At 42.6% G+C, this 13853-nt stretch carries 13 protein-coding genes and 2 tRNA genes; 3 read left to right on the forward strand and 12 right to left on the reverse strand.

Features of this window, described 5'->3' with window-relative positions; translation table 11 throughout:
- Positions 1-7: 7 nt before the first annotated feature.
- The 9 genes from ACKTT1_RS05375 to ACKTT1_RS05415 all read right to left on the reverse strand — a co-directional run bounded on the left by ACKTT1_RS05375 (position 8) and on the right by ACKTT1_RS05415 (position 9690).
- On the reverse strand, positions 8-526 hold the full coding sequence (locus ACKTT1_RS05375) for a peroxiredoxin family protein (protein ID WP_412710461.1): 519 nt from the start codon (positions 524-526) through the stop codon (positions 8-10).
- Between the two features lie 49 nt (positions 527-575).
- The gene (gene mtaB, locus ACKTT1_RS05380) at positions 576-1844 is read right to left on the reverse strand and encodes a tRNA (N(6)-L-threonylcarbamoyladenosine(37)-C(2))-methylthiotransferase MtaB (RefSeq protein ID WP_412710462.1); all 1269 of its coding nucleotides are present in this window, start codon (positions 1842-1844) and stop codon (positions 576-578) included.
- Positions 1813-2604, reverse strand: a complete 792-nt coding sequence (locus ACKTT1_RS05385) for an RsmE family RNA methyltransferase (RefSeq protein WP_412710463.1) — start codon at positions 2602-2604, stop codon at positions 1813-1815. The genes mtaB and ACKTT1_RS05385 overlap by 32 nt, the downstream gene beginning before the upstream one ends.
- A 2-nt stretch (positions 2605-2606) precedes the next feature.
- The gene (gene dnaJ / locus ACKTT1_RS05390; protein ID WP_412710464.1) at positions 2607-3776 is read right to left on the reverse strand and encodes a molecular chaperone DnaJ; all 1170 of its coding nucleotides are present in this window, start codon (positions 3774-3776) and stop codon (positions 2607-2609) included.
- 141 nt (positions 3777-3917) lie between these two features.
- Positions 3918-5825 carry a molecular chaperone DnaK gene (dnaK, locus tag ACKTT1_RS05395; RefSeq protein WP_412710465.1) on the reverse strand — a complete coding sequence of 636 codons (1908 nt, stop codon included), beginning with the start codon at positions 5823-5825 and terminating at the stop codon, positions 3918-3920.
- Between the two features lie 24 nt (positions 5826-5849).
- On the reverse strand, positions 5850-6431 hold the full coding sequence (gene grpE / locus ACKTT1_RS05400) for a nucleotide exchange factor GrpE (protein WP_412710466.1): 582 nt from the start codon (positions 6429-6431) through the stop codon (positions 5850-5852).
- Positions 6432-6688: 257 nt separating this feature from the next.
- Positions 6689-9175 (reverse strand): Lon protease family protein, encoded by a 2487-nt coding sequence (locus tag ACKTT1_RS05405; protein WP_412710467.1) that lies wholly within the window; start codon positions 9173-9175, stop codon positions 6689-6691.
- Between the two features lie 41 nt (positions 9176-9216).
- Entirely contained in the window at positions 9217-9465 is a 249-nt protein-coding gene (locus tag ACKTT1_RS05410) for a hypothetical protein (RefSeq protein WP_412710468.1), read from the reverse strand.
- A gap of 149 nt (positions 9466-9614) precedes the next feature.
- Positions 9615-9690 (reverse strand) — tRNA-Gly (locus tag ACKTT1_RS05415).
- 168 nt (positions 9691-9858) lie between these two features.
- Here ACKTT1_RS05415 and ACKTT1_RS05420 point away from each other — a divergent pair.
- Positions 9859-10806: an NAD-dependent epimerase/dehydratase family protein gene (locus ACKTT1_RS05420; protein WP_412710469.1), complete on the forward strand. Its 948-nt coding sequence runs from the start codon at positions 9859-9861 to the stop codon at positions 10804-10806.
- Between the two features lie 164 nt (positions 10807-10970).
- Here ACKTT1_RS05420 and ACKTT1_RS05425 read toward each other — a convergent pair.
- Positions 10971-11046: transfer RNA gene (locus ACKTT1_RS05425), tRNA-Lys, on the reverse strand.
- Positions 11047-11120: 74 nt separating this feature from the next.
- Positions 11121-12260, reverse strand: coding sequence for a DUF362 domain-containing protein (locus ACKTT1_RS05430; protein ID WP_369019268.1), 1140 nt, complete (start codon positions 12258-12260; stop codon positions 11121-11123).
- A gap of 97 nt (positions 12261-12357) precedes the next feature.
- Between ACKTT1_RS05430 and ACKTT1_RS05435 the strand changes: the two genes are divergently transcribed.
- Positions 12358-12891, forward strand: coding sequence for a folate family ECF transporter S component (locus ACKTT1_RS05435; protein ID WP_369019267.1), 534 nt, complete (start codon positions 12358-12360; stop codon positions 12889-12891).
- Positions 12892-12917: 26 nt separating this feature from the next.
- Here ACKTT1_RS05435 and ACKTT1_RS05440 read toward each other — a convergent pair whose 3' ends face one another.
- On the reverse strand, positions 12918-13442 hold the full coding sequence (locus ACKTT1_RS05440; protein WP_369019266.1) for a ferritin family protein: 525 nt from the start codon (positions 13440-13442) through the stop codon (positions 12918-12920).
- A 104-nt stretch (positions 13443-13546) separates the two neighbouring features.
- Here ACKTT1_RS05440 and ACKTT1_RS05445 point away from each other — a divergent pair, with 104 nt between their 5' ends.
- Positions 13547-13852, forward strand: coding sequence for a hypothetical protein (locus ACKTT1_RS05445; RefSeq protein WP_369019265.1), 306 nt, complete (start codon positions 13547-13549; stop codon positions 13850-13852).
- Position 13853: the final 1 nt, after the last annotated feature.

A 13853-nucleotide genomic window follows, 5' to 3' on the forward strand; every position in this document is an offset into this window, starting at 1 on the left:
TCTGGAATCAGAGGATATCCAATATTCGCTCTTCCAGTTCTGCTTCACTCATAAGTCCTACTTGGTTATCGACTATTTCGCCATCTCTGTTTATGAAGAAGTGGTGAGGAATATAGTAAACACCATAGCTTTCGCTTACTTCTTCATCTTCATCAATGAGGATAGGATAGGTTATACCGTAGTTTTTGACAAAATTTCTCAGTTCCTGGACGGAATTGACGTTTACTGCCACCCCAACCACAAGCAGTCCTGCACTCTGGTAGGTATTATACATTGTTACCAGGTTCGGTGTTTCTTCCTGACAATAGTGGCAGGTGGTTGAAAAAAAGTAAAGTAAAATTGGCTGGCCGAAGTGCTCGCTTAAAGTAAAATGTCCTCCCTCAAGAGCAGGAAGCGTAAAGTCCTCCGCCAGTTTTGTCTGGTTGCTTGGTGGCTGAGTTGACAAACACCCAGAAAGAAGAACTAACATCAAAAGTAAACCTGCAATTTCGACAAACTTTCTGGTGGCAAACTTTTTGCATTTCACAGTCCTTTCTCCTTTCTGTATTCTATACGAAAACGTTCTGAATAAAGTTTCAGGATTGAAGAGGTATACCCTTCATCCACTCTCCCTGTGGCTTAAGAAGTTTGACTTTAACGATTTTTCCAACCTGTTCTTCCTGGACATTTTCACATTGTACCGGTACATAATTTTCTGAATACCCCTTGCCTGTCTTCTGATTTCGGTTTTCTATTAGTACATCCACCGTCTTGCCCACCAGGGATTGGTAGAACTTTTCTCTTGAGCGTTCAGCTACGGCGCGTAAGGCTTTTTCTCTCTCGCGCTTTATTTTGGCAGGTATTCCCTGTTGTTCCTCCAGTTTCATGGCTTCGGTGTGAGGACGGGGGGAAAAGGGGAAAATGTGCATCCTTGAAAAGCACACTTTTTCACAAAACCTGAGGGTTTCCGTAAATTGTTCTTCAGTTTCCCCCGGGAAACCAACTATGATGTCAGTGGTTATTCCTACCAGCGGGTTGAGGGATCTGGCATGGTATACCAACTCCTCAAAGAATTCTTTACTGTAACCACGTTTCATTTTTTTTAGTATTTCGTTACTGCCACTTTGTAAGGGCAAATGAAGATGAGGACATGCTCTTTCTCCAAGGGAGAAATATTTCTTCAAGAATTCTTTACTTATCGTAAAGGGCTCAAGCGAGCTAAGTCTGATACGGATTGACTGGGTGTTTTGAAGTATAGCTTCGATAAGTTTTAGGAGGTTTTCTCCCCTTTCTTTTCCGTAGTACCCCAAGTTTATCCCGCTGAGCACGATTTCTCTTGTTCCCCGCTGTTCGAGGGTTCTAACTTCGGATACGATGTCACAAATTTCCCTGCTTTTTACTTTTCCTCGCAGATGGGGCACAATGCAGTAAGAGCAAAAGTGTTCACAACCATCTTCGACCTTTATCCACATCCGGGAACGGTTGGTGATGGGAACACTGTTACTTTTAACTTCGAGGTTGAGTTTTATCTTTAAGCAGTCAAAGACCTCTGTTTCTTTTTCTACCGAAGGTAGCAGGATCGCTTTTCCGTTACGGTGGAAAGTACGACCTTCAAGATGAACTTTGCGGGCATAACAACCGGTTACCAGGACCAAAGCACTGGGGTTGGTACGTAAAGCTCTGTTCACGAACTGTCTGGATTTTCTTTCTGCTTCTCTGGTTACTGCACAAGTATTGATAATGTATATGTCTGCTTTTTCCTCAAAGCTTACCTGGCGTAATAAGCTTTTGGAAAGCGAGCTCGCTATAGCATCGCTTTCAGATTGATTTACTTTACAACCCAGAGTTTTGATAGCAAATTTCATGTGCGTACATATCTTCAAAGTGGGATTTGATAACTGCTAATCCAAAAATTGCAGCTGTTTCACTTCGCAAAACTGTTCTGGAAAGCAAAACAGGGATACAACCCATTTTGGCAAAACTTTCTTTTTCAGATTTTGAAAAATCTCCTTCTGGACCTACTAAAAAGAGTAGATTCTTTTGCTTGTTTTTCGTGTTTGGGTGGGAATGTTTCAGATATTCAGACAATGTTTTTTGTGTTTGTGGGTCGGCAATAAGCTTTGTTCCCACAGTAGATTCCAATTTATGTGCTACTTTTTTTATATCTTTAAGAAAGCCTATTCTTGGCAGAAAAGGATGGCCCGATTGTTTACAGGCTGAAAGTGCAATTCTTCTCCATCTTTTGAGGTTACTTTTGGAGATTGTTTTTTTTAGGGAATGCATGGTAGGGAAAAAATAGATGCAGGAAACTCCTATTTCTGTTGCCTTTTCTACCAACCAGTCTGTTCGGGAGGTGCTTTTAAGCAAAGCCTGAAAGAGCTGAAAACCTGTTCGGCATGCAGGGTTAACGTTTTTCCCTGCCCAGTTTTCTTCTATTTTTGCTTTTGCCCTTTTTCCATGATACGCTTCGAGCCGAGCTTCCAAAAGAAATCCCCGTCCATTCCAGAGCGTAATTTTTTCACCAATTTTTATTCTGTTTGCCATAAGGTGCTTGGTTTCTTCTTCGGAGAGAAGAATCCAATCTTTAGACTTGCTTAAGAAAGGATAGAAGAAAAATTTGCTCATGTTCAGTTTTCGGGATTGACGAATGCTTCTTTCAGTCGTTCAAAGAGCCCACCATTCTTCCGTTTTTGGTGACCGTTATTTTTACTGGAATTCCTGGGTGGACTTTCTATATTCTTAAGCTGCTCAAGGATTGCCCGGTGCTCTGGCGATAGGACTTTGGGAATTTTCAGTTTCAACTTGACAAACTGATCTCCTTTCGCTCCAGAACGGGGGTCTACTATTCCCTTTCCTCGAAGTCTCAGTAGTGCTTCAGGGTCTGTACCTGGTGGAACATGCAGTTTTTCCGTACCGTAAAGAGTGGGCACCTCTATTTCATCACCCAGAACCAGTTGAGAGTAAGCAAGCTCAACGGTGCAGTAAAGATCGTTACCCTTTCTTTCCAAGAACCGGTGTGGCTTGACTTTAATGTATATGTAGAGATCTCCTGGAGGCCCCCCGTTTTCTCCTGCTTCGCCTTCACCAGCTATCCGCAAGCGATATCCTGTGTCCACTCCTGGCGGCACTTTTACTTTTACTTTTCTGGCTCTGCGCACCCTGCCTCGTCCGTGACAGCTCTTGCAGGTATCTTCTGGTATCCAGCCCTTTCCTCCACAGTAAGCACAGGTCCTCGAGGTCACTACTGTGCCAAAGAAAGAAGTTTGGGTATGACGTATTTCACCTCTTCCGTGGCAGTGTTGGCAAGTGATTTTTTGTTTGCCACCGATACCCTTACAATCTGGACACCCCTCCCAGCGCTCAAAAGATACCTCTTTTTCCACACCAAAAGCAGCTTCTTCAAATTCAAGGCCTATTTCTAAGGTGACACTGTTTCCTTTGCGAGGTTGGGTTCGTGCATGGGAGCGCCTTGTTCCTCGAGTGCCTCCAAAAAACATGTCAAAGAGGTCTCCAAAATTCCCAAAATCTTCGAATGGATTAAAGTCAAAATCGCCGTATTCTGTTTGATAGTGGTTTCCAAAAGCAGCATGGCCAAAACGATCGTATTGAGCTCTTTTTTGAGGGTCCGAAAGGACCTGATAAGCTTCGTTTATTTCTTTAAACCTTTCGGCTGCTTCCTGGTTACCCGGATTAACATCAGGGTGAAACTGTCTTGCCAACCTTCGATAAGCACGTTTTATTTCTTCTTGTGAAGCATTGCGGTCTACTCCAAGTACTTCGTAATAATCTTTTTTCATAGTTTTGTTTCCACCTTTTACTTCTCAAAAGCTCGGAACTCTAACAATAGTATACACCATAAACGGAGTTAGGGGTGGAACAAAGTTAAATCTGGTATCCCCCTCTCTGGGGGTTTCAGAGAGGGGGATACGGTTGTTTCGTTATTTCCCTTCGTCGTCCACGACTTTATAGTCTGCGTCAACAACGTCTTCTTGAGAAGACCCGGTGCTTCCTTCTTGCTGTCCTCCGCCCGTAGCACTTTGGGCTGTTTGTTGATAAAGTTCTTGGGCCATGACATGCGAAGCACTTTGCAACTCTTCCATTTTTCTCCTTATTTCAGCTATATCCTCGCTTTTCATGGCCTCTTTTAAGGCAGAGAGCGCCTTTTCTACCCTTTCCTTAGTGGCACTTGAAAGCTTGTTCCCAGAATCACGCAGGGTTTTTTCAGTGGTGTATATGAGATTGTCTGCCTGGTTTCTGAGTTCGGCTTCTTCTCGTTTTCTGCGGTCTTCTTCTGCATGCATTTCGGCTTCTTTAATCATACGGTCTATGTCTTCTTTGGTTAATCCACTCGAAGCCTTGATGGTTATAGCCTGTTGCTTTCCTGTAGCCAGGTCTTTGGCTGAGACGTGGAGTATGCCATCTGCGTCTATATCGAATTTAACTTCGATTTGAGGTACACCACGTGGAGCTGGTGGAATGCCTGTCAGCTGGAAGCGTCCCAAAGAATAGTTATCCTTGGCCATAGGACGTTCACCCTGCAAAACGTGAATTTCCACTGTAGTCTGGTTATCTGCTGCAGTGGTGAAAATCTGGCTTTTAGAGACCGGGATGGTTGTATTCCGCTCTATAATTTTGGTGAAGACGCCTCCCAGGGTTTCAATGCCCAGCGAAAGCGGTGTAACGTCAAGAAGCAGAACGTCCTTGACTTCTCCCTTCAAAACGCCTGCTTGTATGGCTGCACCCATCGCTACAACTTCATCGGGGTTGATACCCCTGCGAGGTTCCTTTTTGAAGATTTTTTCGACGATTTCCTGTACCTTGGGCATTCTGGTCATTCCACCAACCAGGATAACTGCATCAATGTCCTCTGGTTTCAAACCCGCGTCTTGCAACGCTTTTTCACAAGGACCAATGGTTCTTTCAATCAAATCAATGGTTAGCTGCTCAAGTTTTGCACGGGTTAAAGTCATTACCAGGTGCTTAGGGCCACTTGCGTCTGCAGTAATAAAGGGAAGATTAATTTCAGTTTCCAGGGCAGTTGAGAGCTCGCACTTTGCCTTTTCGGCTGCTTCTTTAAGGCGTTGCAATGCCATCTGGTCATTGCGCAGGTCTATTCCCTGGTCCTTTTTGAATTCTTCGATGATGTAGTCCATTATCCTGCGGTCGAAGTCATCTCCTCCCAGGAAGGTATCGCCAGAAGTCGCTTTTACCTCGAATACCCCATCTCCAATTTCCAGTATTGATATGTCAAAGGTTCCACCACCCAGGTCGTACACAGCGACAACCTCTTCTTTCCCTTTACCAAGCCCGTAGGCTAAAGCCGCTGCTGTAGGCTCATTGATGATTCTTTTTACTTCTAATCCGGCTATCTTACCTGCGTCTTTGGTAGCTTGTCTCTGGCTATCGTTGAAATATGCGGGGACAGTAATTACTGCTTCAGTTATTTTTTCACCCAAATACTCCTCGGCATCTTCCTTGAGTTTCCGCAATATCATTGCAGAAATTTCGGGAGGAGTATAAACTCTTTCTCCAATTTTCACACAGGCCTCGCCATGTTTACCAGGGACGATTTCATAAGGTAGTACCTTACGTGCTTTTTGGACTTCAGGGTCTTCGAAACGTCTTCCCATCAGACGTTTGATCGAAAATACAGTGTTTTTGGGATTGGTTATAGCTTGTCTTTTAGCAAGCTGTCCTACCAGAATTTCCCCCTTTTTGGTCCAGGCGACAACTGAAGGAGTAAGCCTTGATCCTTCCTTATTGGGAATAATGGTAGGCTGTCCTCCCTCAAGATAAGCGACTACCGAGTTGGTGGTTCCCAAGTCTATACCTATTACTTTGGCCATTTTTCATTACCTCCTTCTTTCTTTTTATGCAAATTTGTCTTCAGAAATTCGGTTTACTTTGACCTGAGCAGGCCTCAGGACCTCGTCATTCATTAAATAACCTTTTCTTATCTCTTCGACTATTTCATAATCTTCGTGATTTTTATCTGAAACTGTGGCTACTGCTTCGTGATATTTGGGATCAAACTTTTTACCAATACTCTCGATCTGTTTTACACCCTCTTTCTCAAGTATGGTCAGGAATTTTCGGTAAATGAGTTCGAATCCTTCCACTATGGCACCAGTTTCACCGCGTTTTTTACTTTCTGAAAGAGCCCTCTCTATATCGTCAAGTATCGGCAAAAGCCTTGTAATGAGATCCCGGTTTGCCGTTTTTAGAAAGTTCTGTCGATAAATCATTTCTCTTTTTCTAAAATTATCAAATTCGGCTTTGACTCTTTTCAGGTCGTTTAAATAATCCTTAGCCAGTTTTTCTTTTTCCTCGGCAATTTTCTTTTGCTCTTCAAGAGAAGCCTTCAATTTCTCTACTTCCTCCCGGGAAACTTTTTCTTCGGGAGGACTTTCTGCTTGATTTTGTTTGAGAGCTTCTTCCATTTTTTCAGACATTCTTTCACCGCCTTTCCGTTTCAGTTTGCTGGTTTATTGACCAAATTTTACCTTTCTGGGCAGATAGAATTAAATCACTTTTTGAGGCATTTGTCAAGTAAGGTCAAAAAAATTTGGATAAAGTCAGCAAGACCTAACTCGGAGGGAAATATCAGTTCTCAAAAAATCCTTGACACGCCGACAGGTCGTTCGGAGACACACAGCTTTGTAGAAGGCAGAGTATTTTTCTAAATCCCCTCCTTGCTGTTTTAGGGCGGTTATTTTGGAGACTGATTTTCTTCTTTTGTTGTTTCTTGGGTTTTTTCTTCTTCCTTTGCCTGGAGTTTCTTAAGGATGGTAACGGTTTCCCAGAGCTTTTTATCAACCAGGTAATTTATGGTTCCTTCTTCAAACTTGCCGTCTTCCTTTCTTTTGCCGGCAGGTAACCCAGTCAATATTTCCATTGCTTCATCAACTGTTCTGACGGCATAGACATGGAATTTGTCTGCCTTCACAGCTTCTATTACCTCTTCATCAAGCATAAGGTTTTTAATATTGCTTTCTGGAATGATGACACCCTGAGTTCCATCCAGTCCTCGAGCTTTGCAAACCCTGAAAAATCCTTCTATTTTCTGGTTCACGCCACCTATGGCTTGTACTTCTCCTTTTTGGTTTATAGAACCGGTGACAGCTATACTCTGGCGGATGGGTATTTCGGCTAAGCTTGAAAGTATAGCACAGGTTTCTGCAAGGGAAGCGCTGTCTCCCTCTACACCTTCATAGGATTGTTCAAAGCAAATGCTGGCTGAGATGGAAAGAGGTTTATCCTGAGCATATTTGTAGCCCAGATAGCCGCTTAGGATGAGAACCCCTTTATCGTGAATTTTACCACTTAAACGTGATTCACGCTCGATGTTAACCACGCCTTGTTTTCCCAGAAAAACTCGTGCTGTTATTCTTGAAGGCTTACCAAAACTGTAATCACCGAGGTCATATACGGCAAGACCATTTACCTGGCCTACAACTTCTCCCTGGGTATCAATAAGCAGGGTGTTTTCTTCAATGAGTTCCTGTATGCGTTCTTCAATAAGATTGAGTCGCTTTCTTTTTTCCTGAATTGCTTTTTGAACATGTCGTTCAAAGACCTGATTTTCTCCTTCTTTACGTGCCCAGTAGTCGGCTTCTATAAGCACATCTTTAAGGAAGCCAAGACGTGAGGTTACCTTCTCTTTGTGAGCCACCAGGCGAGTAGCGTACTCGATAATCTTAGCCACTGCAGTTTTGTGAAAAGGTAGCAGATTGTTGTTTTGGCAGCAACTTCTTATAAATCCCGCAAATGAGCTTATGGTTTCAGCATTCTTGCTGATTTGATAGTCGAAGTGAGCCTTTACCTTGAATAACTCCCTGAAGTCCTCATCAAAGCTCGTAAGTAATTGGTAAAAGATTTCTTCTCCAATCAGAACCACTTTTGCTTTGAAAGGTAAAGGATCTGGACGAAGGCCCTGGGGGGCAATGAGACCGTACTGTTCAAAAGGATCTTCCATCCGAATCATTCCAGTTTTTAGAACTCTCTTCAGTCCATCCCAGGTTCCAGGGTTGACGACCAAGTCTTTGAGATACATGATGATGTACCCACCGTTTGCTTTATGGAGCGAACCTGCCTTGAGCATGGTGTGGTCGCTAAAATAGGTGCCCATAAATGCCCTTCGTTCGATGCGTCCAAAAAGGTTGATCCAGTTGGGATGGGTTTCAAATATGACAGGAGGATCTTCGGTTTCCGAGTTGTCAACAAAAACGTTGATTTTGAAAGGTAAAAAAGGATCTTGAAGGCGCTGGATTGGTAGAAGCTGAAGAGGTTGAACAGGCTGGCTTTCTTGAGTGTCTCGAAAGATGTGTATATACTGGAGTGTAAAGTTTTTGAGGGCTTTGAGAAACTCAACGATGTCAGGAATTTCACGATATTTTTCTATCAGTTCCAGAAAATAAGGGGTAATAGTGAACTCAGCCACCTTTTCGTCAAGTTCTCTTATCTGATTTTTCAGTTCGATTTCCAATTGGTGTATTTTCTCAAATGCTTTGTTGATTTTGGTTAGCAATTGTTGGCGTTTGTTTTCTATGTTCTCTTTTTCTTCGTCACTGAGTGCTAAGTACTGTTCTTGAGTCATCGGTTTTCCATCAACCAGAGGAACCAGAATTGGCCCCATTGTGGTGGCCCTGAAGACAAATCCTTCCTCGAGGGCCATTTTTTCAAGTTCCTGAATTATCTGGCGGTGTTTTCTTTGATGACTGTCAATGAGTATTTGCTTCTGGTTTTTGTACTCATCGCTGCTAAAGGCTTTAGGAATGATTTCTTTTAAGGCCTTGAGCAGGTTTTCGGTAGAGCGGGCAAAGTTTTTGCCCTCTCCCCTGGAGAGGCGCAATATTTTAGGTTGGTCGGGGTTGTCAAAGTTGAATACATAGCACCAGTCGAAAATCTCAAAAGATTGGCCCGCTTCCTTTTTGCGCTTGATAATGTCCTGAATGGATTTTTTAACAGCTTCAGCTCGCCCTGAACCCGAAAGACCGCTTACAAAGAGGTTGTAGCCTGGATGTTCAGTTTCAAGGCCCATTTCTAAGGCTCTCAAAGCTCGTTCTTGACCCATAATTTCTTCGAGGGAAGAAACTTCCTCTGTGTTTTCAAAAGGGAGGGAATCAGGGTCACATATCCAGCGAAGTTGCTCTGGAGAAACTGCATAGCTTTGAATATCAATTTTTTTATCGTTCATTTTCTCTCCTCACCCTGATAGATTTTTCTCGATTTCATTAGTTAGAGTTCTTGATATATGGCTTTGACGCTTTCCAGTTTTTCCAATTCACTCATCATCTTTTCGATTTCCGTTTGTTCTCCTATCAACTCCAGAATTATTATTCCTTCGTCCTGGTCTTCGCACTCTGAAGAAAATTCGTGGAGCCCGAGTCTGGTTTTGATATTACAACCGAAACGAGTAAGTATTTCTTGAACCTTGACTGCGTTTTTTGGACGATTGCCCACTTTTATGAGTAAGATTTTGGTCATCGCTGTCCTCCCCCTTTACAGAGTTTGCTTTAAAGCATTATATACCAATTTGAGATTGTGCTTAAAGAGTGTGGAACGATTTAGGTGTATTGTTTTCTCACAAAAAGATTGAGAGGAAATGAAAGGGTACACTACAATCCGCAAAAAAATGGAGCGGGAAACGGGACTCGAACCCGCGACACCCAGCTTGGAAGGCTGGCGCTCTACCACCTGAGCTATTCCCGCTCGGCTGAGACAAACTTATTATAAGTCGTGTTTCTTTTTTCGTCAATTATCAGTATAAAGTAAAGATTCTTCACAAAGAGTTTTTGTAGTCTGGAATGATTTGGATTTTTCCCAAAATTTGGTTTAAGATAGAACGTGAGGAAGACTTAAGATTCAGGGGGTGTTTCAATGTCTTTCGTTCTCGTTACTGGTGGTAATGGCTTGTTAGGCTCTTGGGTAACTTATTACCTTGCTCAAAGCGGCAAAAGTGTTATTTCTTTTGATCTTCGGGGAAAGTATTTTGATTATCTTCAGGAAGTCAGGGATAATGTCGTTTTTGTGAAAGGCAATGTGCTTGAGTGGTCGAGCATTTTACCCGTTTTTTTGAAGTGGGGAAACGAGATCGAGGGGATTATTCACACTCCAGCAGTTATGGCTACTCCTCAGTACTGGAATAATCCTTATCCCAGTACAATCGTTAATGTTATAGGCACGCTTAATCTGCTGGAGTTTGCTCGCCTGTATAAAGTGCCCAAGTTTCTTTTTGTTAGCTCAGGAGCGGTCTATGGAGAAACCAAGGATAACCCTGGAGAATTAACTCACCCCCCTTCTCCTTCTGATCTTTACGGTGCCAGTAAAGCAGGTGCTGAATTTTTGACTCTTCAATATGGCAACCACTATGGTATTGATGCACGAGTAGTTAGACCTTATTTCTTCTTTGGCCCCGGGCTTTTGCCTTCAGAGATGACCCCTCTTTTTCGGAATTTGCTTGGCTCTCTGGAGGGTTTGGATGATCTTTATCTTGAAAAAGGAAGAGATCAGCGTTTAGGATTTACTTATGTAAAAGACACCGCCTGGGGTACTTTTCTGGCTTATCAGAAACCGCAGGTAAACCACCGAATTTTCAATGTTGCTACCGATGAAGTTACCAGCTTCCCTGACCTTGCTCGCCTGGCTCAAAAGTACAGCGACCAGCCACGAGAAACCCGTATTGGCCCCGGAAAGATGTTTCCAAGAGGGGAAACTTTAGATATAACTCTGGCAAAAAAAGAGCTTGGTTTTGAACCTCGCTATACCATGGAAAAGGCAATGGCTGAATACGCAGAGTGGGTCAAAAGGAATTTAAAAAAGAATTAGTTTTTGCTTGTAGTTTGTGGGCAGTTAAAGAAATCTAAGTTGCCTTATCAAGGAACATTATTTTTGCCCTGGGGACTTTTTGAAAACATCAGATTTAAAAATTTAAAAAGGAAAAGGAGTTTTAGGAAAACGAGGATAGCTTTTTGATAGCTTAAAATCAACCCTGGTGAGCCGTGCAGGAGTCGAACCTGCGACACCCGGATTAAAAGTCCGGTGCTCTACCAGCTGAGCTAACGGCCCACCCTTCAAAACAAAAGATATTTTAACGATTCCTCTCTACACTGTCAACGTTTTGAAGTACGCTTTGCAAAATTTTAGCGAAACAGGAAGCTACGAGCAATTTTTCTCGATAGTGGTTCTTTAAGCTTCAGAGCTCCTGCGGGGCACATTTCCTGACAACAAAAGCACCGTAAGCAGTTTTTTAGATTGAATTCCGGTAGTCCCTGTTTCATTGTGATTGCTTTGGGACGAGCAGGACAGACTGAATAACATACTCCACACTGTTTACATCGAGTTGGCACCAGGGATGGATAGTCCAGCATGAATCCCCTCAGAGCTTTGATGGATTGAAGCCGTGACCTCTTTGTTTTTTTGACTTCGAAGTTTTTAATCTTAACCTCTTCCAGGTTGCTGCCCACGATTTCTATATTTTCCTCTCTAAAAACTCCAAGACCCAGTTCCTCTCCCTTCTCGCAAGTTGGGACTATCGAAGGGTCCACATTCACCACCCTGCACATGGTTGCATCCAGAGCAACTGGATCAGTACTCATGGCAAGAAGGTTAAGGGCCTTTGCTTTTCCGTTACGAGGGCCGTTTCCTTCCATGGCCATGATTGCATCTATTATGTAAAGAGAAGGATGGAGCAGGAGGTTGAGGTCGATAAGCATGGTTGCAAAAGTTTCAACATCTGGAAAGCGAAAGTGAAATTCGCCTTTGCGCAGTCCAGGAACACAGCCTAACTGGTTTTTGACTGCTCCTGTTATTACAGTAAGCCCATGAGTTTTCCATTTGGCAAGACTTACTATTGTCTCATATTCAGTTATTCCTTTTGCAATTTGAAAGCGCTTTACTTGCTTCCCTTCGGGGAAACTTATTTCTTTTGCATTCACAAAATCTTCCAAAGGAACTCCCAATTGCCTGGCTGGAGTTTCATAACCAGCTTTTCGGGCTACTGCTTCCGGTTTGCCAAAACCGGGTGAGTCTCCGTAACCCACTTTGAACCCTTTGGACAGCAAAATTTCCGCCATAGCAGCGAAGACCGCAGGGTGGGTTGTTACGTGCTTTTCAGGAGCTTCACCAGCAAGGAGATTGGGTTTAAGTAGTATTTTCCTTTTTGGTCCAAAGAGCTTTTCAGTTCCTCCCAAAAGATCGATTCCTTCGTTGAGACTTTTTTTGACTTCGTCTATTTGGTAAGTGGTACATTTTATCAATGCCACTTTGGATTTTGTCAACATTGTCTCTTCGAACCTTCTTTTTTTGTTTGAGTATTTAGGTTAATATACTGCAAAGTTTCTTCGTTGAAAAGTTCGGATCTGGGAGGTGAAACAAACTATGCATATAAGGACTCGTTCCCTGGTCTTCGGAGGCATTTTAATTGCGATTTCTATCGTACTTACCCGTTTTGCCAGTATCAGAGTAAATTTTGGAGCTGTAGAGGGAATCAGAATAGGTTTTGGTACTTTCCCTATTATCTTTGCTGGTTTTTGCTTTGGTCCTTTGATAGGAGCTCTGGTTGGTGCTTTTTCGGATATTCTGGGCTATATTCTTAGTCCTGGGGGCCCTTATATGCCTCATTTTACGCTTTCTTCTGCGCTTTATGGAATGATCCCGGGGTTCTTTGCAATGGCATCTTATCTTTCTGAGCGTTCGCGAATCCTGGGAGGCATTTTGGTTTCTCAACTGTTTGTAGGTCTTCTGCTCACACCTTTCTTTTTAACTACTTTATTTGGTATTCCCTGGAAGTTTTTGATTATACCGAGGTTGGTGAGCACACCAGTGCAAATTATCGCTTATTTTTATATTTTTCAAGTGTTGAGGAGAAGTAGTTTTGCTAATGAATTGCTTTTCCGCGAATGTGCACGTTGAGGTGGGTGGGGTCACCCACCCTTTTTTCAACCCCCTTCGAAGATGGGCTTTTCTTCTTGATAATACCAATCAGTGGGATTGGTTATATACTGGATGGTATTAAAAATCAAGTTATAATGTCGATACTCTTCCGAAGCCAGGAAGTCAAGAAATTGCTTAACTTGCTCGTCGCTTTGCTCTCCTATTTGTTCTGAATAAAACTGATGAGACTTGGATTCCAGGTCTAAAGCGGTTTTTAGAATATCCAGTTCTTCGGCCTCGTGTTTAATCAATTCTTGGGATTTTTTTTGAGCCTCAGTAAAAATGTTTTCAAAATATTCGCGAGAAGATCTTTTTAATCCTTGAATTTCTTTAGTAGCGAAAGGCTCGTTTTTGGTTATTCGCTCATACCCTTCTTTGATTCTTTCGATGTGGTCCAGTTCGTCGTCAGCAAGGTGGTTTAAGACCTCCTTGGCAAGCTGGTTTTTGACACGCCCTGCGCCTTCAAGATAAAAGTTACGTCCGTCTTCTTCCATCTTTAAAGCACGTTGTAGAAGTTCTTGAAGTTCCATGTCAATGCCTCCTTTGGTGTTTTAGATTAGAAACAAATTTTTTCTTGTATTATTCTATCCCAATTGGTAGAATATTTGAAAAACAAATGTTCCAGGAGGATGAAATGCAGGAACTGCCTCTCAGATGTAAGAGTTGCAAAGCGTTAATTTCCTTGGAGGATGTTACCGAAATTGGAATTTATAAAATTCCGGCTTATCGCGGCACAGCTTTCATAAGGTATATTTGTCCTTATTGCAGAGATTTTGGGGAAGCAACCTTTAGTTTGGAAAAGATGAATGATATTGCAAAAATGATAACTCGTAAACATGGAAAAGAACGGCCTCGGGGACAGATCACCATCGATGAGGTTATTGATTTCCACAAAGAGCTGGAAAAATTGAGAAATGCCGATTTTTTGAAAGAATCTTAGG

The sequence above is a fragment of the Atrimonas thermophila genome (assembly GCF_045864955.1).
Taxonomy (GTDB): domain Bacteria; phylum Atribacterota; class Atribacteria; order Atribacterales; family Thermatribacteraceae; genus Thermatribacter; species Thermatribacter velox.